Below are 17,012 nucleotides of genomic sequence, written 5' to 3'. Positions count from 1 at the left end.
TTTGAAGTGTCGCAGGTTTCGGAACGCAAAACCGGTGACCACTTTTACTAAACCTGCTTAGTCCGACCGCAGCCAGTCGGGCACGCGGTCGAGGCCGATGAGGTCGTCGTAGCTCTGACGCGGCCGGACGATGGCGGCGCGGTCGCCACTCACCAGAACCTCTGGCACGAGGCGGCGCGTATTGTAGGTTCCGGCCTGGACAGCCCCGTAGGCGCCCGCGGTCATCACGGCGACGAGGTCGCCCGGTGCGACATCGGGGATATCCCGGGCCAGCGCGATATAGTCGCCGCTCTCACAGACCGGCCCGACCACGTCGGCGACGAGGCGGGGAGTGTCGGCACCGGGCTCGATGACCGGGCGAAGGGCGTGGTAGGCCTCGTAGAGCGTCGGGCGGATCAGATCGTTCATCGCCGCGTCGACGATGACGAAGGTCCGGCCCTCCGTGCGCTTCACGTAGAGGACGCGGGTGACCAGGATGCCGGCATTGCCGGCGATCATGCGGCCGATCTCGAAGACCGGGCGCAGGCCGAGGGGCCGGAAATGCGGGCGCAGGATATCCGCCAGGGCGGCGGGCTCCGGGGGAGGGGCGTTGTCCTCGCGATAGGGAACGCCGAGACCGCCGCCGAAATCGATGTGATGCAGGGGGTGACCCTGCGCCATCAGGCTGCGCGCCAATTCGGCCAGGAGCCCGGCCGCATGGGCGAAGGGTGCGAGATCGGTGATCTGACTGCCGATATGCATGTCGACGCCGGACACGGCGATCCCCGGCAGGGACGCCGCGCGGGCATAGACGTCCGCCGCGCGTCCGATGGGGATGCCGAACTTGTTCTCGGATTTTCCGGTGGAGATCTTGGCATGGGTCCCGGCATCCACGTCCGGGTTGACCCGGACGGAGACCGGAGCGGTCGCCCCGAGAGAAGAGGCCACCTCGGACAGGGTTTCGAGCTCGGGCTCGCTCTCCACGTTGAAGCAGTAGATGCCGGCATGCAGGGCCGCCGCCATCTCCTCGCGGGTCTTGCCCACGCCGGAGAACACGATCCGCTGCGGATCGACGCCAGCGGCAAGCGCCCGCCGCAACTCTCCCTCGGAGACGATGTCCATCCCCGCCCCGAGACGGGCCAGGGTGGTGAGCACCGCCTGATTGGAATTCGCCTTCATCGCATAGCAGACGAGGGCGTCGTCTCCCGCGAAGGCTTCGGCGAAGACGCGGTAATGCCGATCGAGCGTCGCCGTGGAGTAGCAATAGAACGGCGTGCCGACTTCGGCCGCGAGGCCGGTCAGGTCGACATCCTCAGCGGCCAGCCGGCCGTCACGATACTGGAAATGGTGCATGGCGGGCCTTGGGACGCGAATCCCGAAACGCGAACCTGACAGAAGACGGCACGCCCGACATAGCCCCGTCGGGACGGGCGTCAGGCCCGCGTCAATCTAGAGGAGCGGATCGAGGATGAATGGCTGTTTGGGGACGGTATAGCCGCGCTTGACGCCCCTCGAGGTCTGTACGGGAGCCTCGAAGATCGCCTGGGGCGTACCGGAAATCGCCGTGGGGTCGAGGTCGTCGCCATCGGCCACCGCGGTCGCATCCGCCACCGGCGACGCTCCGAGGCCGATCCCTGAGGATTGCACCGGTGCTCGCGTATCGGGGGCCTGCAGGGCACCGCGCCGGCCGCAGCCGGAACCGGCGAGGGCCACGCAGCCCACAGCGAAGAGCAACGTCAGTCGGGAACGAAACAACATCAACGCGGGTCCGGCACCTCAGGCGGCGGCATCATAGCCGCTGCCGCTCGCCGATGCGAGCGCAACGGCCACGCTTTGTGCAGCCTGAGGCCCGGAGGCCTCAGGGAAGGGGATCAAACCTACGTGTCAGCCGGGCTGGTCAGCCGGGCTGGTCAGCCTTTCTTGCCGCCCGTCTTCTCGTAGGCGTCGATCGCGCGGCGGCAATTCTCGGACAGCTTGGTCCAGTTGGTCTGGAAGCACTTGTCCACCGCCGGATCATCGGGAGAGAGGTTCCCGCAATAGGTGAGGTAATCGCCGGTGCAATACTTCTTCAACGTCTCGTTGCCCCGCTTCGTCTGGGGAGCGGCTTGAGCGAAAGCCGCCGCCGACGAGAACACGGCCATGGTGGCGAGAGCGAGGGCAAGCGAAGTCGACTTGAATGCCATAGGGAACGAGATCCGTCTCAGACAGTGGAGATGTGACGAACCCGATGATGCCTATGCATGGTCGAAACAAGGCACGCCGGTGGTCATCCCATGAACAACGCGGCTTCTACGCCACAGCTTCCATGACCTGCAACAAGCCTGTAAGGCTTCGGCGGCTGTTCACACCCGTTCGGCCTGTTTCAACGGAACAGGGTCGGCCTGCGCACCGGGCATGGGGAAAACATCGACGGACGGAAGCCGGTTCTGCCTCAGCAGCGAATCCGCCACCTCGACGATACGCTGGCGAAGAACGGCGATCTCCTGGTCTTGCTGCACGTTGGCCTGCGGCACCTTTGCCGCTCGCAGCGCTTCGCATTCCTCCAGAAGCGCTACGTAGCGGGCTTGGAGATCCGGCGCGGGTCCGTCGCTGGCGGTGTCTCCTTCCACGGTCTCCGACGATGCTACTGGGCTGCGTAGCGCATGGAGATCGTCGATGAGATCGCGATGGGCGTTCTCCAGGACTTCGAGCGTGGCGAGGCTGAGGGTTCCTTCCGCGCGAGCGGTGGCGAGGTCGCGTTCGACGCCGTCGAGGGTCGCTCTCGTGGATGCGAGGGTGGCATCCCGCTCCTCCACATTTCGAGCCAGGGCGGCGATCTCGAGGGTCCGCGCTCCGATGGCAGCCATATCCGAATGGCGGCTCGCGCGTGCGGCCTCCACCTTTCGTTCGAGACGACGCTGGGTGACGGCGAAACGCGCGCGCAGGAAATCCTTTTCGGCGGCGATCTCGGAGGCGGAGAGGGGGACGAGCCCTTCGAGCCGACGCTTGGAGAGACGGATCGCCCGGGCGTTCACGGCCGGCAGGACCATGAGGGCGCAGAGGCTCGCCGCAAGGAAGCCGAGCGCGAAGATCATCACGGTTTCGATCACGCGGGCATGCTCTTCCTAAGCAGGTTTCGCAAAAGTGGTCACCGGTTCTGCGCCTTGAAACCTGCGAGATTTCAACGGTCTAAGCAGGCTCGCGTTGGCACGCCGCCGCGGGCTTGCATAGGCCAGATGCGCGAGCCGACAGACCTCAGCATGAACGTCTTTAAACCATTTCCCCCGTGCGAGACCAATCCTTTGAACGGCTTGAGACAACCCAACGCCGACCGAGCCGGGCGAACCGGATCAGAACGGGTTCCAAGTCGGCTTCGACGTGAACTTGAGGTAGCCGACATTGATCCCGAGGCGCGCGCCGACACCGGTCCGGATCGGCACCACCACCATTCCGTCATTCGTGACGGCGGTCATCCCGAACCCGCCGATGAAATAGGCCGAGCCGTCGACCCCGGCAAAGCGCCGGTAGAGGCCGGAGACCGAGGGCATGTTGTAGAGGAGCATCATCGTGCGGTCACCGTCGCCGCCGACGTCGAACCCGATGGACGGTCCCTGCCAGTAGATCCGGCGCTGCCCGGCATTGCGGGTATAGAGTGTGCCTTCGCCGTAGCGGACGCCGCCGACGATGGCGCCGGAGGCTTCCTGCCCGAGGATGTAGCCGTTGGGCTCGCCCCAACGGCGGGTCGCTTCCTCGACGGTGAGGGCGAGGCCGCGCGACATGGAGCCGAAGAACTTATGCCCGTTATCCACGATCTCGGCCGGACGGAAACGGCCGGGGGGCGGCTCGTCGAAGGCCAGAGCCGGGGCGACGGACGCGGCGATCGACAGCGCGGCGGCTGCCACGCCGAGGCTCAGAACGCGCCGACGGGTGATGAGCGGCGAGGGCTCGGCGGATGCGGAGAGGGGATTCGAAGGATCTGTCATCCGGAGCTCCATGTTCGCCCATCAATGGTTCGACATCCGTCCCGATCACCCACATTCTGGCGAATGGGTTTATCCGGTCCGGGACGAGCGGAGAGACGAGCTTGCGTCGCGCCGAGTCGAGCATGAAGTACCGCATGATAGGGTTAACGCGGCGTAACTTCGGAGCGGTCGCGTTGGCGTCGTGCCTCGCCGCACCTCGAAGCGCCTCGGCGGGGCAGGGGCTGATCGCCCTCAACGGTTTCGACGCGGTGAGCTACTTCCTCGACCCCGAAGGCCAGCCGGTCGCCGGCAAAGCGACCTACGAATGGGTCTGGAAGAACCGGACCTGGCGCTTTTCGAAGGCGAGCAATCTCGCGGCGTTCCGGGATGCGCCGTCGGTCTACGCACCGCGTCTCGGCGGCTACGATCCGATCGGGATCGTCGATGGCCGGATCGTCGATACGGACCCGCTGGTCTTCGCGATCCTGCCCGGTCCGACGGGGGATGCGCTCTACCTGTTCCGCAACCCGGAACATCGCGCGAAGGTCGTGGCGTCTCCCGCCATCATCGGGGTGGCGGAAGAGACGTGGCCGAGCCTGAAGTCGCTCACGGAGGACGGCGTGACCCGCTGACACGGGCGCCCCGGTCAGGGCCGCGCGGTGTGCCCTTCCCGGATCGTATTCAGGTTGGGCCCGCGATCGGGCAGTCCGAGACGGCTGGTATAGCTCGGATCCCCAAGGGCCGCGAAAGGGCCGTTGCGGTAGAAGATGCGGTAATGGCCATAGGTGATCTCGCGCCCGGAGGGCACGACGACCCTGCCGCCGGCCGTGGTCAGCACATGATCCCCGGCGGCCGTGTCCCACTCCATGGTCGGGCCGCAGCGGACATAGATATCGGCCTCGCCCGAGGCGATGAGGCAAAATTTCAGGGCCGAGGCCACGCCCCGCCTCTGACCGATGGGAAGGCCGGCGAGACAGGCCTCCGTCTCTGTGTCGCCGTGGCGGCGGCTGACCAGGGCGACGAGCCCGTCCTCCGGTACTTTCCGGACCCGGATTGCATTCCGACCCGTCGGTCGCCCGCGATGGATCACCGCCTCGAAGGCGGTGACGCCGGCCCCCCAGACGCGGCCGATACCCGGACCGGCCACGGCCGAGGCCACCGGCCTGTTTCCTTCGATCAGGCAGATATTGACGCTGTAATCCGGGTTTCCCGCGAGAAAATCGCGCGTGCCGTCCAATGGATCGACCAGAAAGAACAGGTCGGCCGGCGGCAGGTCGTGGGTGGACTCCTCGGAAACGATCGGGATCGTTGGATAACGCTGCTTCAGCGCTTCGATGATCAGCTTTTCGGAGGCGATATCGGCGACGCTCGAAGGGGTCCCGTCCGGCTTGATCACGTGTGCGCAATCGCCACCATGATGTCGTCGGAGGATGTCGCCCGCTTCGCAGGCGATGTCGGTCAATGTCGTCGCGATGCTGTCGCGCATCCGCGGATCGAGGGGCATGGGAAAGTCTTGCCTTGCGAGCCGCGTCTTGTCGACTCTAGAGTCGGCTTCAAAGCGTCCTACGCACTCGTCGCGTCGCTTTTCAAAGCATGCTGTGCCGTCTATCGGTGCCGCACCCAGCCGGTTTCATCTCTCGGAGCCGACGGACCGGCCGCATCGGCGGCCCATTCATTGCCCTGTGCGGAGAGCACGATGACCCCCGTCGATCTCGATTCCCTCGATCTCTCCGCGCTGCTGTGCTCGCGCGTCTGCCACGATGTGATCAGCCCCGTCGGCGCCATCGTGAACGGGCTCGAAGTCCTGGAGGACGAGAGCGACACCTCGATGCGGGAATTCGCCCTCGAACTCATCAGCAAGAGCGCGAAACAGGCCTCGGCGCGGCTGCAATTCGCCCGCATCGCCTTCGGCGCCGCCGGATCGGCGGGCGCCTCGATCGACCTCGCCGATGCCGAGAAGGTCTCACGCGGGATGTTCGGCGACGAGAAGACCCAGCTGACCTGGAGCGCGCCGCAGGCGCTCTATCCGAAGAACAAGGTCAAGCTCCTGCTCAACCTCGTGATGATCGCCACCACCACGATCCCGCGCGGCGGCCGCATCAACGTCGTCGTGAGCGGCGACGGCGAGGCTCCCTCCATCGTCATCAGGTCGAAGGGGTCGCATGCCCGCATCCCGGCGCATGTGGAGGATCTGATCGCGGGAACGCCGGAGAACGGCGCGGTGGACGCGCACAGCATCCTGCCGTTCTATGCGGGCCTCGTCGCCCGTGTCGCCGCGATGAACGTGCGCTTCGGGATCGAAGGCGACGAAGTGACGATCAGCGCGGAGCCCGTGGCAGACGCCGTCGCGCCGGCCTCGCCCCCCGCCGCTGCCCCGGTCGAGGATACCCGCCCCTCCGACAGCGAGCCCCCCGAAACCTCGCTCGCCTGATCACGGGTCCGACTGTCGCGGCAGGCCTCAATCAAATCCTGCCGCGACTTGTGGATTTGTCTCTCTCTCGAAACTCTTCACTAACCTGTCGGCCTCAAGGTGGACTTCGCACAAACCTAGTGCGCGTCTGGACCGAGTGCCTCTAATGGATGACTTGCTGCGTGAGTTTCTGACCGAGAGCGCAGAGCATCTCGACACGGTGGACGCCGAACTCGTCCGCTTCGAGCAAGACCCCAACAACCAGACGATCCTGCGGAACATTTTCCGCCTCGTCCACACGATCAAGGGCACGTGCGGCTTCCTCGGCCTTCCGCGCCTCGAAGCGCTGGCGCATGCAGCCGAGACGCTGATGGGCCAGTTCCGCGACGGAATGCCGGTGAGCAGCCCCGCCGTCAGCCTGATCCTGGTGACGCTGGACCGGCTCAAGCAGATCCTCGGCGATCTCGAGATCGCCGGCACCGAGCCGGCCGGAAACGACGACGACCTGATCAATGCCCTCGACGCCATGTCGGCCGCCCCGTTCGTGGCACCGGCCGCCGTGGTCGAGACAAAGCTCCCCGACCCCGTCGTGCGTGAGCTCAAGCCCGGCGAAGTCTCCCTCGACGATCTGGAGCGCGCCTTCCTCGAAGCCGAAGGTCCCGACCTGTCGGAGCCGCTCCCCCTGGAGCCGGCACCCATCGCCATGGCCGAACCGAATCAGCCCGAATTCACCGCTCCCGAGTTCGAACCTGCGTCGCTGGCCGAGGATTCGTCCTCGAAGGGCGCCAACCGGAAGAACGGGTCGGACGCTCCCTCCGGGGAATCCGAGGGCGGAGCCTCGAAGGTCCAGAGCATCCGCGTCAACGTGGACACGCTCGAACACCTCATGACGATGGTGTCCGAGCTGGTGCTGACCCGCAACCAGCTCCTCGAGATCGCCCGTCGCCACGACGATTCCACCTACAAGGTTCCCCTGCAGCGCCTCAGCCATGTGACGGCCGAGCTGCAGGAAGGCGTCATGAAGACGCGCATGCAGCCGATCGGCAATGCCTGGCAGAAGCTGCCGCGCGTGGTTCGCGACCTGTCGTCGGAACTCGGCAAGCAGATCGAGCTCATCATGAGCGGCGCCGAGACCGAGCTCGACCGTCAGGTGCTCGAGGTCATCAAGGACCCGCTCACCCACATGGTGCGCAATTCGGCCGACCACGGCATCGAATCCACCGCCGACCGGAAAGCGGCCGGCAAGCCGGCCCGCGGCACGATCCGCCTCGCCGCCTATCACGAAGGTGGCACGATCACGATCGAGATCGCCGATGACGGCAAGGGCCTCGATCTCGCCGCCATCCGCCGCAAGGCCGTGGAGCGCAACGTCGCGAGCCAGTCCGAGATCGACAAAATGACCGACGCCCAGGTGGCGAAGTTCATCTTCCATCCCGGCTTCTCGACGGCGAAGGCGGTCACCTCGGTGTCCGGCCGCGGCGTCGGCATGGATGTGGTGAAGACCAATATCGAGCTGATCGGCGGCGTCATCGACATCAACACGCAACTCGGCCGCGGCACCACCTTCACCATCAAGATCCCGCTCACGCTGGCGATCATCGCCGCCCTCATCGTCAAGGCCGGCGACCTTCGCTACGCCGTGCCGCAGGTGGCGGTGCTCGAACTCGTGCGCGTCGACAAGGCCACGGCCCAGAAGGTCGAGCGCATCAACGGATCGCCGGTGCTGCGCCTGCGCGAGCGCCTTCTCCCGATCGTCACCCTGACCGGGGTGCTCGGGCAGCAGGAGAACGCCGACAGCATCGATTCCGGCTTCGTCGTCGTCGCCCAGGTCGGCCGCCAGCGTTTCGGCATCCTCGTGGACGAGGTCTTCCACACGGAAGAAATCGTCGTGAAGCCGATGTCGTCGAAGCTGCGCCATCTGCCGCTCTTCGCCGGCAACACCATTCTCGGTGACGGTGCCGTGGTCCTGATCGTCGATCCGAACGGCATCGCCCGCCAGGTCAGCCAGGGCACGCAAACCGGCGTCATCCCGGTGGATGCCGAGCCGGAGGAGACCGATGCCGCGGACGCAAAGGCGACGCTGCTCGTGTTCAAGGGCGGCGGAGGCAGCTTCAAGGCGGTGCCGCTCTCGCTCGTGACACGGCTCGAGGAAATCGAGGCGAGCAAGATCGAGTGGGTCGGCGGACGCCCGCTCATCCAGTACCGCGGCCGGCTCATGCCGCTGGTCCCGGCCGATCAGTCGATCGAGATCAGAAGCGAAGGCACGCAGGCGCTGGTGGTGTTCTCGGACGGCGAACGGGCCATGGGCCTGGTCGTGGACGAGATCATCGACATCGTCGAGGAGCGCCTCGACGTGGAGATCGCGGCCGAGCGTTCGGACCTCATCGGCTCGGCGGTCCTGCGCGGCCGCGCCACGGAGATCATCAACATCGCCCACTTCCTGCCGCTCGCCTATGACGACTGGGCGCGGGGCGCGCACAAGCCGGAGAAGCGCAGCGCGACGCTGCTCCTGGTCGACGATTCCGCCTTCTTCCGCGACATGCTGAGCCCGGTCCTCAAGGCCGCCGGCTACAACGTGATCACCGCCGGAAGCGCGGAAGCCGCTCTCACCACCCTGGTGAACAACAGCCGGATCGACGTGGTGGTGTGCGACCTGGAAATGCCGGGCCGCAACGGCTTCGACCTGGTCGCCGCCATGCGGAAGGGCGACGAGCGGGTCTCGCAGCTCCCGGTCATCGGCCTCTCCGGCACGGTGGGCGTCGATGCCATCGAGCGTGCCCGGTCGCTTTCGATCCTCGATCTGGTGGCGAAGTTCGACCGCAGCGGGCTGATCTCGGCCCTCAGCGAAATCGACATCGTCAGCCTTCCCAAAGCCGCCTGAACACGGCCTTCGAACAGAATCGGAGAATCTGAGCCATGATGCAGGCCGCCAACAGCAACAAAGGCGTCGATTCCGGCGCCACCACCGACTTCATCACGGTCTTCGTCGCCGACACGATGTTCGGCCTCGCGATCGACCGGGTCCACGACGTCTTCATTCCCGCCGGCGTGACGCCCGTCCCGCTGGCGCCGATGGAGATCGTCGGCCTCCTCAACCTGCGCGGACGCGTAGTCACGGCCCTGTGCCTGCGCCGCCGTCTCGGTCTCGCCGACCGCGCCGACGACAGCCAGAAGATGGCGATCGGCCTCGAACAGGGTGGCGAAACCTTCGCCCTCGTGGTCGATGGTGTCGGCGAAGTGCTGAAGCTCGGAGCGGAGACGCATGAGCCGGTGCCGATCAACCTCGATTCCCGCTGGCGCAATCTCTCCCTCGGAGTGCACCGGCTCGATGGAAGACTTCTCGTCATCCTCGATGTCGACGCGCTGCTCGCCTTCGGAACGAAACTCGACGTCGCCGGTGCCGCTTGACCATCCAGATCGAGGACAGCCCCATGAAGAACTGCCTCATCGTCGATGATTCCGCCGTCATCCGGAAAGTCGCGCGGCGTATCCTCGAGTCCATGAACTTCAAGGTCGGGGAGGCCGAGGACGGCGCCAAGGCCCTGACGGCCTGCGTCGAAGCGATGCCCGACGTGATCCTGCTCGACTGGAACATGCCGACCATGGACGGCTACGAGTTCCTCCGGGTTTTGCGCCAGACACCCGGAGGCCTGGCGCCGAAGGTTCTGTTCTGCACCACCGAGAACGACGTCGGTGCCATCGCACGGGCGCTGCATGCCGGCGCCGACGAGTACATCATGAAGCCGTTCGACCGCGACATCGTCACGGCCAAGCTCGAACAGGTTGGATTCGGCCAGCAGGCCGACGCCGCCTGACCCGGAGACAGGGGGGGTTCCAGTCCCGCCCCATCGTCGCTGAGGTTTTCCCGTCGTCCCGACGAAGCGTAGAGTTCCATGGCCGCTGCCGCCTCCGCCCCCGCCTTCGCTCCGCATACCGGGGGCGCCGCGAGCAACGCCGCTCGCGTGCGGGTCATGATCGCCGATGATTCCGCCGTGGTTCGCGGCCTCGTGGCCCGGTGGATCGGCGAAGCCGGGTTCGAGGTGGTGGCGACGGCCTCGAACGGCCGGATCGCGCTGGAATCCATGTCGCGCACCGATCCCGACGTGGTGCTTCTCGACATCGACATGCCGGAGCTCGACGGGACGCAGGCCCTGCCTCTGATTCTCGCCAAGAGTCCTGGCGTCCAGGTCGTGATGATGTCGACGCTGACGACGCGCAACGCCGACATCTCCCTGCGATGCCTCGCCCTCGGCGCCGTCGATTACCTCGCCAAGCCGGAAAGCAATCGCGGCGTCACCACCTCGGATACGTTCCGCGCCGAATTGATCGAGCGGGTCCGCGTGTTCGGAGCGGCCCGCGCCCGGCGGCGGCCCCATGCCGCGCCAGCCCCTGTCGGAGCGGTCCAGAGTGCCCCGGCACCGGCCCAACGGCCGGCGACGCCCTTCGTCCTGCGCCCGAAAACCCGAACGGGAATCCCGCCGCGTTGCCTGCTCATCGGCTCGTCCACGGGCGGCCCGCGCGCCGTCGGCGAGGTGCTGGAAAAGATCGGTACCGCGACCCTGCGGCAGTTTCCGGTCCTGATCGTCCAGCACATGCCACCGGTCTTCACGGCGGTCTTCGCCGAGCATCTCGGTGCCAGGACCGGTATTCCGGCGGCGGAGGGCAAGCCCGACGAGCGTATCGTGCCGGGCCGAATCTACGTCGCCCCGGGCGGCCGCCATATGGGCCTGCAGGGCAGCCGGAACGACCTCTCCATCCGCCTCGACGATGGGCCGGTGGTGAATTTCTGCCGCCCGGCGGTGGACGTGCTGTTCCACGACGCCGCAGCCCTCTACGGCTCGGCGGCCCTCGCGGTGATCCTCACCGGAATGGGGTCCGACGGGACCAACGGCTCTCGCTCGCTGACGGAGGCGGGGGCGGCCGTGCTCGCCCAGGACGAGGCGACCAGCACCGTCTGGGGCATGCCGGGCAGCGTCGCCAAGGCCGGCCTCGCCCAGGCAGTCCTACCGCTCGGCGAGATCGGCCCGGCACTCCGCAACCTCCTGACGGGGCATGGCGCATGACCGATCTCGAATTCGACTTCCTGCGCGGCTACCTGAAGACGCGGTCGGGCCTCGCTCTCAGTGCCGAGAAGCGCTACCTCATCGAGAGCCGGCTCACGCCCGTCTGCCGGCGCTTCACCCTCGCGACCCTCCACGATCTGGTCAACGCGCTGAAGTCCCCGCGTGACCCGAGCCTGGAACGCGCGGTGGTCGAGGCGATGACCACCAACGAGACCTTCTTCTTCCGGGACCGCGTGCCCTTCGATCTGTTCCGAGACGTGCTGTTGCCGGAAGCCCTGGTTCGGCGCGCGAGCCAGCGCCGCCTGCGGATCTGGTGCGCGGCGGCGTCCACGGGCCAGGAGCCGTATTCCCTGGCCATGCTGATCCAGGACGCGGCACCGCGCCTTGCCGGCTGGCAGGTGGATATCGTCGCCACCGACCTCTCGACCGAGGTGCTGGATAAGGCCAAGGCCGGCCTCTACAGCCATTTCGAGGTGCAGCGCGGCCTGCCGGTACAATCCCTGCTCAAGCATTTCGAGCAGGTGGGCGATCAGTGGCGCATCTCCGCGAGCCTGCGCCAGATGGTGGATTACCGCCCGTTGAACCTGCTGCACCCATTCGAATCGCTCGGGGCGTTCGACATCATCTATTGCCGCAACGTGCTGATCTATTTCGACGCGCCGACGAAGGGCGACGTTTTGGGACGTCTCAGCTCCAGCCTGACCCCGGACGGCGTCGTCCTTCTCGGCGCGGCCGAAACCGTGATCGGGCTCACCGACCGGCTCGTGCCTCACCCGCAGCATCGCGGGCTCTATGGCCAGGCGCCAAGCGCCGCACGGCCGGGCTTGGCCACTCAGCCTCAGCCGATGCTGCGCAAGGTCGTGGGGTTGTAGTTCACGGCCTGCCGGCCTGGGCAGCGAAGGCGCATCGATCGAGGACGCCGTCTTCCGAAAGCCTGACCGGCAGGCGCCTGGATCGATCGCATGCGTCGGGTGATGCCCCGCATCCGCCAGGCCCAACACGAGATCCCAAGCCGAGATCGCGGAAGCCCGCGACGGCTTGCGGCTTGTCAGGAGCGCCGCCTTCAGTCCCCGACGGAAGGGAAGGCGCCACGTCTCCTTCGGCCTCGCCGGGACGATACGAACAGGGGAGGGGGCGCCCTCCGCATCGAGCCCGAGTTCGTCGAAACGCAACCGATAGCCGTCTCTCGTATCGCCCGCGTCCCGATTCGCAGAACCTTCGCCGCAACAAAAAAGCCCCGCTCACGCGAGGCCTTTTTTTCCAAGTTCCGAAGCGAGGGGGATCAGACGGCGATCCGCTCTTCGCCTTCGTTCGGCTCGCGCAGGACGTAGCCGCGTCCCCAGACGGTCTCGATGTAGTTCTTGCCGGAAGAGGCGTTCGCGAGCTTCTTGCGCAGCTTGCAGATGAAGACGTCGATGATCTTGAGCTCGGGCTCGTCCATGCCGCCGTAGAGATGGTTGAGGAACATCTCTTTCGTGAGGGTCGTGCCCTTCCGCAGCGAGAGGAGCTCCAGCATCTGGTACTCCTTGCCGGTGAGATGGACCCGGCTGCCGGTGACCTCGACGGTCTTCTGATCGAGATTCACGATCAGGTCGCCGGTGGTGATGACCGACTGGGCATGGCCCTTCGAGCGGCGGACGATCGCATGGATGCGGGCGACCAGTTCGTCCTTGTGAAAGGGCTTGGTGAGGTAATCGTCGGCTCCGAAGCCGAGGCCCTTCACCTTGTCCTCGATGCCGGCCATGCCGGAGAGGATCAGGATCGGCGTCTTGACCTTCGCCACACGCAGATTGCGCAGCACCTCGTAACCCGACATGTCGGGGAGGTTCAGGTCGAGAAGGATGATGTCGTAGTCGTAGAGCTTGCCGAGGTCGATACCTTCCTCGCCGAGATCCGTCGTGTAGGTGTTGAAGCTCTCCGACTTGAGCATCAGTTCGATGCTCTGCGCGGTCGCGCTGTCGTCTTCGATCAGAAGTACCCGCATCGTCGGTCCCCAGCCCAGCCGGCCGTATTCAGCGTTCGGGCAAGCCCCCGCCATTCGTCCACCACCGGCCCGTGGCGGACGCTCCCTCGTCATAGACGTGAAACGCTAATGGTTAATCGTTAACAAAACCTGATTCTCGGTGGCAAGCACAGAATTGAACGTTTCCGAAAATGATGCTGCGACCGATCGGCGATCCGGCCCCGAGAGGTGAGGGGCCGGCGCAAGCATTACACGAAAACATTCAGCTAAGCACTTGATAGATCTGCATTCGTCGAAAGCTGTATCTCAACTGACACGCTCAAGCGATGCCGCTTACCCCGAACGAACGAAAGTCCGTTCATGAATGACGACGGACCGCTTCAAGCCCGATGTACGCAGTGTTAAGGAGGGAGGTAAATGAATCGTTGAGAGACGCGCAGATGACGGACCGACCCCGCGTTTCTCCCACGCTGAATCTCGCTGCGGCCCAGGCTGCGCTCGCCGGCATCCAGACCCTGGAGACCTTCGGTCGCGTCGTGGCGATCAAGGGCCTGCTGGTCGAGGTCGCCGGGCCGGTCGCCGCCATGCGGCTCGGCGGGCGCCTGGACATCATGGTGGAGCATGGCGGCGGCGCCGTCCCTTGCGAGATCATCGGGTTCCAGGGCGACCGGGCGCTGGCCATGCCGTTCGGCTCGCTCGAAGGCGTTCGGCGCGGCTGTCCGGCCATGGTGCGCGACGAGGCGGCCGGCGCGATCCGCCCCTCCGCCGGCTGGCTCGGGCGGACCATCGACGCCCTCGGCCGACCGGTGGACGGGCTCGGCCCGCTGCCGCCCGGCCCGGCCATCTACCCCCTGCGCGCCGATCCGCCGCCGGCCCATGCAAGGCGGAGAGTCGGCCCACCGCTGGATCTCGGCATTCGCTGCATCAACACCTTCATCACCATGTGCGCCGGCCAGCGCATGGGCATCTTCGCCGGCTCCGGGGTCGGCAAGTCCGTCCTCCTCTCCATGCTCGCCCGCTACACGGCGGCGGATGTGGCGGTGATCGGCCTCGTGGGCGAGCGCGGGCGCGAGGTGCAGGAATTCCTCCAGGACGATCTCGGCCCCGCCGGCCTCGCCCGTTCGGTGGTGGTAGTGGCGACGTCGGACGAGCCGGCCCTCATGCGGCGCAACGCAGCCTACGTCACCCTGGCCATGGCCGAGTACTTTCGCGATCAGGGCGCGCAGGTTCTCTGCATGATCGATTCGATCACCCGATTCGCCATGGCCCAGCGCGATATCGGCCTCGCCGCGGGCGAGCCGCCCACCGCCAAGGGCTACACGCCGACGGTGTTCAGCGAATTGCCGCGCCTGTTGGAGCGGGCCGGCCCCGGCACGGGGCAGGGCGCGATCTCGGGCCTGTTCACCGTGCTGGTGGAGGGCGACGACCACAACGAGCCCGTGGCCGATGCGGTGCGCGGCATCCTCGACGGGCATATCGTGATGGAGCGCGGAATCGCCGAGCGGGGACGCTACCCGGCCATCAACGTCCTGCGCTCCGTCTCGCGGACCATGCCGCGCTCCTGCGACCCCGTCCATCTGCCGACCGTGAGGCGCGCCCGGCGCATCCTTTCCACCTATGCCGACATGGAGGAACTCATCAGACTCGGCGCCTACAGGGCTGGCGCGTCGGCGGAAGTGGACGAAGCCGTCGGGTTGATGCCAAGTATCGAGGCTTTTCTGGGTCAGAGTAAGGAAGAAGCAACCTCGATAGGCGAGGGTTACCAACGGTTGGCAGCGATCGTCGGCGGCGCCTGAGTGACGTCCGGAACGTCTTCTCTCTCGTCTCCGGCGCCGACGGCGCCGGCCTTTCGTGCGTGGCGTGGAATGGGACCCTCAATATGAAATCGCGTGACACGTTGATCCGGCTGCGCCGCTTCCAGGTCGACGAGAAGCGTCGGCGGGTGACGCAAATCGAGATGATGATGGCCGATTTCAACCGGATGGCGTCCGAGCTCGACCGCGAGGTCGCCTACGAGGAAGGCCGCGCGGGCATCACCGATACCGGCCATTTCGCCTATCCGACCTATGCCCGCGCCGCCGCGACCCGACGGGACAACATGCGCCAATCCGCGCTCGCCCTGGAAGGCCAGCTCACGGACGCCAAGGCCGAGCTCGGCGAGGCGTTCGAGGAGCTCAAGAAGATCGAGATCCTCGAGGATCGCGAGCGCACGGCGGAACGCGTCGCCGAGGCGGCCCGCGATCAGGCGGCCATGGACGGTATCGGCCTCTCCCGCATCCGCGCCTGAACGAGCGGCGCGGCGGGCGGCACGAAGTCGTCATGTTCACATGACATCTGTCCGGGTAATGCCTGGGCCGGCCGTCTCGCTTGCGATGCTCCTCGCGGTCGTGCAGGTAGGCTGGGCTGTGGGGGCATGACCGGTTCGTGATGAAGACAATCAAGGATTTCGCCTGGCCGCTCATCGGCATCCTGGCGATCGCCATCTCCGGTTACTTTCTCTACCAGGAGCTGAAGACGACCTCGATGGCGGCGGTATGGGCGGCCATCGTCGCCATTCCGCCGCATCGCATGGTGCTGGCCGGGCTTTCCACCCTCGTCGCCTATGCGGCCCTGGCCTGGTACGACCGGATCGCGCTGCTGCATCTGGGCGTGCGCGGCATCTCCTGGTTCTTCGTGGCGGTGTGCTCGTTCACCACCTACGCGCTGTCCCATAATATCGGTGCCTCGGTCTTCTCCGGCGCCCTGGTCCGCTACCGGGCCTATACGGCCAAGGGCCTTTCGGCCGCCCAGGTGGCGGTGCTGGTGGCTCTCTGCTCCTTCACCTTCTTCCTCGGAACGGTGCTCCTCGGCGGTATCGTCCTCGTGGTCGAGCCGCAGCTGCTCTCGCGGCTCAAGGGCATCCTGCCGGGCTTCCTCACCGACCCGAAGACCGCCCTCATCGTCGGCATCGGGCTGCTGGCCTTCGTCGCGCTCTACGTCGCCGGGTCGATCCTGCGCCTTCCGCCGCTCCACATCCGCAAGTTCAAGCTCGAATATCCGCGCCCGGCGATCATGGGCCGCCAGCTCCTGGCGGCCCCCCTCGAACTGCTCGGCGCCGCCGGCATCCTGTATTTCGCCCTGCCGGAAGCGGTGAATCCCGGCCCGATCGCGGTCATCGCGATCTTCCTCGCCTCGTTCTCCGTCGCCCTGGTCTCGAACGCCCCGGGCGGGCTCGGCGTCTTCGAACTCGTCTTCATCACGGCGATGCAGATCACCGATCCCGGCCAGAAGGACGCGATCATCGCGGCCGTCATCGTGTTCCGGGTGTTCTATTTCTGGATCCCGGCGCTCATCTCGGTAGTGGTCGTCCTGCTCTACGAGCGCTCACGCCTGGCCGACCTCGCGAAAGCGCCGCCGGCCTCCGCCGTGCCCGCGCCCCCCGTCGTCGCTCCGGGCATCGATCCGAACAGGATCGAGAAGCGGCTGGAGAAGAAGCCGCTCTAAGAATCCGGTCGTTCGGATGTCCCAGCGGGTACCTGTGCCAAGGACCATCATCCAATCAGATCACCTCATCCTGAGGAGACGAAGCGCAGCGAAGGCCTCGAAGGAGACTTCCAGTGGTCGCGCGATCTCTGGACGTCTCCTTCGAGGCCGCTATGCGGCACCTCAGGATGAGG

17 protein-coding genes are annotated in these 17,012 nt (G+C 66.3%); 10 read left to right on the top strand and 7 right to left on the bottom strand.

What is annotated here, in order from left to right; translation table 11 throughout:
• Window positions 1–57 precede the first annotated feature (57 nt).
• From lysA to ACYQR9_RS22180, 5 genes are all read right to left on the bottom strand, one after another.
• Window positions 58–1,332 carry a diaminopimelate decarboxylase gene (gene lysA, locus ACYQR9_RS22200; protein WP_461228063.1) on the bottom strand — a complete coding sequence of 425 codons (1,275 nt, stop codon included), beginning with the start codon at window positions 1,330–1,332 and terminating at the stop codon, window positions 58–60.
• 96 nt (window positions 1,333–1,428) lie between these two features.
• Window positions 1,429–1,737 carry a hypothetical protein gene (locus ACYQR9_RS22195; RefSeq protein ID WP_461228062.1) on the bottom strand — a complete coding sequence of 103 codons (309 nt, stop codon included), beginning with the start codon at window positions 1,735–1,737 and terminating at the stop codon, window positions 1,429–1,431.
• 152 nt (window positions 1,738–1,889) lie between these two features.
• Window positions 1,890–2,162, bottom strand: a complete 273-nt coding sequence (locus ACYQR9_RS22190) for a hypothetical protein (protein ID WP_056424884.1) — start codon at window positions 2,160–2,162, stop codon at window positions 1,890–1,892.
• Window positions 2,163–2,321: 159 nt separating this feature from the next.
• Window positions 2,322–3,068, bottom strand: coding sequence for a hypothetical protein (locus ACYQR9_RS22185; protein ID WP_461228061.1), 747 nt, complete (start codon window positions 3,066–3,068; stop codon window positions 2,322–2,324).
• Window positions 3,069–3,308: 240 nt separating this feature from the next.
• On the bottom strand, window positions 3,309–3,941 hold the full coding sequence (locus ACYQR9_RS22180; protein WP_419952264.1) for a DUF1134 domain-containing protein: 633 nt from the start codon (window positions 3,939–3,941) through the stop codon (window positions 3,309–3,311).
• A gap of 173 nt (window positions 3,942–4,114) precedes the next feature.
• On the opposite strand from ACYQR9_RS22180, the gene ACYQR9_RS22175 reads away from it, so the two are divergent.
• Window positions 4,115–4,552 carry a YHS domain-containing (seleno)protein gene (locus tag ACYQR9_RS22175; protein WP_246747994.1) on the top strand — a complete coding sequence of 146 codons (438 nt, stop codon included), beginning with the start codon at window positions 4,115–4,117 and terminating at the stop codon, window positions 4,550–4,552.
• Window positions 4,553–4,566: 14 nt separating this feature from the next.
• Here the strand turns inward: ACYQR9_RS22175 and ACYQR9_RS22170 are convergent, their stop codons facing one another.
• The gene (locus ACYQR9_RS22170) at window positions 4,567–5,424 is read right to left on the bottom strand and encodes a 3'(2'),5'-bisphosphate nucleotidase CysQ family protein (RefSeq protein WP_056424893.1); all 858 of its coding nucleotides are present in this window, start codon (window positions 5,422–5,424) and stop codon (window positions 4,567–4,569) included.
• Window positions 5,425–5,616: 192 nt separating this feature from the next.
• On the opposite strand from ACYQR9_RS22170, the gene chpT reads away from it, so the two are divergent.
• The 6 genes from chpT (at window position 5,617) to ACYQR9_RS22140 (ending at window position 12,265) form a co-directional block, all read left to right on the top strand.
• A complete protein-coding gene (gene chpT, locus ACYQR9_RS22165; protein WP_461228060.1) occupies window positions 5,617–6,351 on the top strand; it encodes a histidine phosphotransferase ChpT in 735 nt (244 codons plus the stop codon).
• Window positions 6,352–6,496: 145 nt separating this feature from the next.
• The gene (locus ACYQR9_RS22160) at window positions 6,497–9,211 is read left to right on the top strand and encodes a hybrid sensor histidine kinase/response regulator (RefSeq protein WP_461228059.1); all 2,715 of its coding nucleotides are present in this window, start codon (window positions 6,497–6,499) and stop codon (window positions 9,209–9,211) included.
• A gap of 38 nt (window positions 9,212–9,249) precedes the next feature.
• Complete coding sequence (locus ACYQR9_RS22155) at window positions 9,250–9,738, top strand: chemotaxis protein CheW (protein ID WP_056425002.1); 489 nt, start codon at window positions 9,250–9,252, stop codon at window positions 9,736–9,738.
• A gap of 23 nt (window positions 9,739–9,761) precedes the next feature.
• Entirely contained in the window at window positions 9,762–10,145 is a 384-nt protein-coding gene (locus ACYQR9_RS22150; RefSeq protein WP_056425005.1) for a response regulator, read from the top strand.
• A gap of 78 nt (window positions 10,146–10,223) precedes the next feature.
• The gene (locus ACYQR9_RS22145; protein ID WP_461222762.1) at window positions 10,224–11,393 is read left to right on the top strand and encodes a protein-glutamate methylesterase/protein-glutamine glutaminase; all 1,170 of its coding nucleotides are present in this window, start codon (window positions 10,224–10,226) and stop codon (window positions 11,391–11,393) included.
• Complete coding sequence (locus tag ACYQR9_RS22140; protein WP_461228058.1) at window positions 11,390–12,265, top strand: CheR family methyltransferase; 876 nt, start codon at window positions 11,390–11,392, stop codon at window positions 12,263–12,265. Before ACYQR9_RS22145 ends, ACYQR9_RS22140 begins: the two co-directional genes overlap by 4 nt.
• 410 nt (window positions 12,266–12,675) lie before the next feature.
• Here ACYQR9_RS22140 and ctrA read toward each other — a convergent pair whose 3' ends face one another.
• On the bottom strand, window positions 12,676–13,377 hold the full coding sequence (gene ctrA, locus ACYQR9_RS22135; RefSeq protein WP_018042682.1) for a response regulator transcription factor CtrA: 702 nt from the start codon (window positions 13,375–13,377) through the stop codon (window positions 12,676–12,678).
• Between the two features lie 419 nt (window positions 13,378–13,796).
• On the opposite strand from ctrA, the gene fliI reads away from it, so the two are divergent.
• The 3 genes from fliI (at window position 13,797) to ACYQR9_RS22120 (ending at window position 16,839) form a co-directional block, all read left to right on the top strand.
• A complete protein-coding gene (gene fliI / locus ACYQR9_RS22130; protein WP_056424907.1) occupies window positions 13,797–15,152 on the top strand; it encodes a flagellar protein export ATPase FliI in 1,356 nt (451 codons plus the stop codon).
• A gap of 83 nt (window positions 15,153–15,235) precedes the next feature.
• On the top strand, window positions 15,236–15,643 hold the full coding sequence (gene fliJ / locus ACYQR9_RS22125; protein WP_027174293.1) for a flagellar export protein FliJ: 408 nt from the start codon (window positions 15,236–15,238) through the stop codon (window positions 15,641–15,643).
• 140 nt (window positions 15,644–15,783) lie between these two features.
• A complete protein-coding gene (locus tag ACYQR9_RS22120) occupies window positions 15,784–16,839 on the top strand; it encodes a lysylphosphatidylglycerol synthase domain-containing protein (RefSeq protein ID WP_311274911.1) in 1,056 nt (351 codons plus the stop codon).
• The last annotated feature ends 173 nt before the right edge of the window (window positions 16,840–17,012 follow it).

This window comes from Methylobacterium sp. CM6241 (assembly GCF_054817845.1).
Note: the sequence above shows the minus strand (reverse complement) of the source record. Positions and strands in the feature narration are given on the sequence as shown.

What these genes read in the sequence shown, in the direction of transcription:
- lysA (WP_461228063.1), bottom strand. Translation starts at nt 1,332, where the DNA reads ATGCACCATTTCCAGTATCGTGACGGCCGGCTGGCCGCTGAGGATGTC.
- ACYQR9_RS22195 (WP_461228062.1), bottom strand. Translation starts at nt 1,737, where the DNA reads ATGTTGTTTCGTTCCCGACTGACGTTGCTCTTCGCTGTGGGCTGCGTG.
- ACYQR9_RS22190 (WP_056424884.1), bottom strand. Translation starts at nt 2,162, where the DNA reads ATGGCATTCAAGTCGACTTCGCTTGCCCTCGCTCTCGCCACCATGGCC.
- ACYQR9_RS22180 (WP_419952264.1), bottom strand. Translation starts at nt 3,941, where the DNA reads ATGACAGATCCTTCGAATCCCCTCTCCGCATCCGCCGAGCCCTCGCCG.
- ACYQR9_RS22170 (WP_056424893.1), bottom strand. Translation starts at nt 5,424, where the DNA reads ATGCCCCTCGATCCGCGGATGCGCGACAGCATCGCGACGACATTGACC.
- chpT (WP_461228060.1), top strand. Translation starts at nt 5,617, where the DNA reads ATGACCCCCGTCGATCTCGATTCCCTCGATCTCTCCGCGCTGCTGTGC.
- ACYQR9_RS22160 (WP_461228059.1), top strand. Translation starts at nt 6,497, where the DNA reads ATGGATGACTTGCTGCGTGAGTTTCTGACCGAGAGCGCAGAGCATCTC.
- ACYQR9_RS22155 (WP_056425002.1), top strand. Translation starts at nt 9,250, where the DNA reads ATGCAGGCCGCCAACAGCAACAAAGGCGTCGATTCCGGCGCCACCACC.
- ACYQR9_RS22150 (WP_056425005.1), top strand. Translation starts at nt 9,762, where the DNA reads ATGAAGAACTGCCTCATCGTCGATGATTCCGCCGTCATCCGGAAAGTC.
- ACYQR9_RS22145 (WP_461222762.1), top strand. Translation starts at nt 10,224, where the DNA reads ATGGCCGCTGCCGCCTCCGCCCCCGCCTTCGCTCCGCATACCGGGGGC.
- ACYQR9_RS22140 (WP_461228058.1), top strand. Translation starts at nt 11,390, where the DNA reads ATGACCGATCTCGAATTCGACTTCCTGCGCGGCTACCTGAAGACGCGG.
- ctrA (WP_018042682.1), bottom strand. Translation starts at nt 13,377, where the DNA reads ATGCGGGTACTTCTGATCGAAGACGACAGCGCGACCGCGCAGAGCATC.
- fliI (WP_056424907.1), top strand. Translation starts at nt 13,797, where the DNA reads ATGACGGACCGACCCCGCGTTTCTCCCACGCTGAATCTCGCTGCGGCC.
- fliJ (WP_027174293.1), top strand. Translation starts at nt 15,236, where the DNA reads ATGAAATCGCGTGACACGTTGATCCGGCTGCGCCGCTTCCAGGTCGAC.
- ACYQR9_RS22120 (WP_311274911.1), top strand. Translation starts at nt 15,784, where the DNA reads ATGAAGACAATCAAGGATTTCGCCTGGCCGCTCATCGGCATCCTGGCG.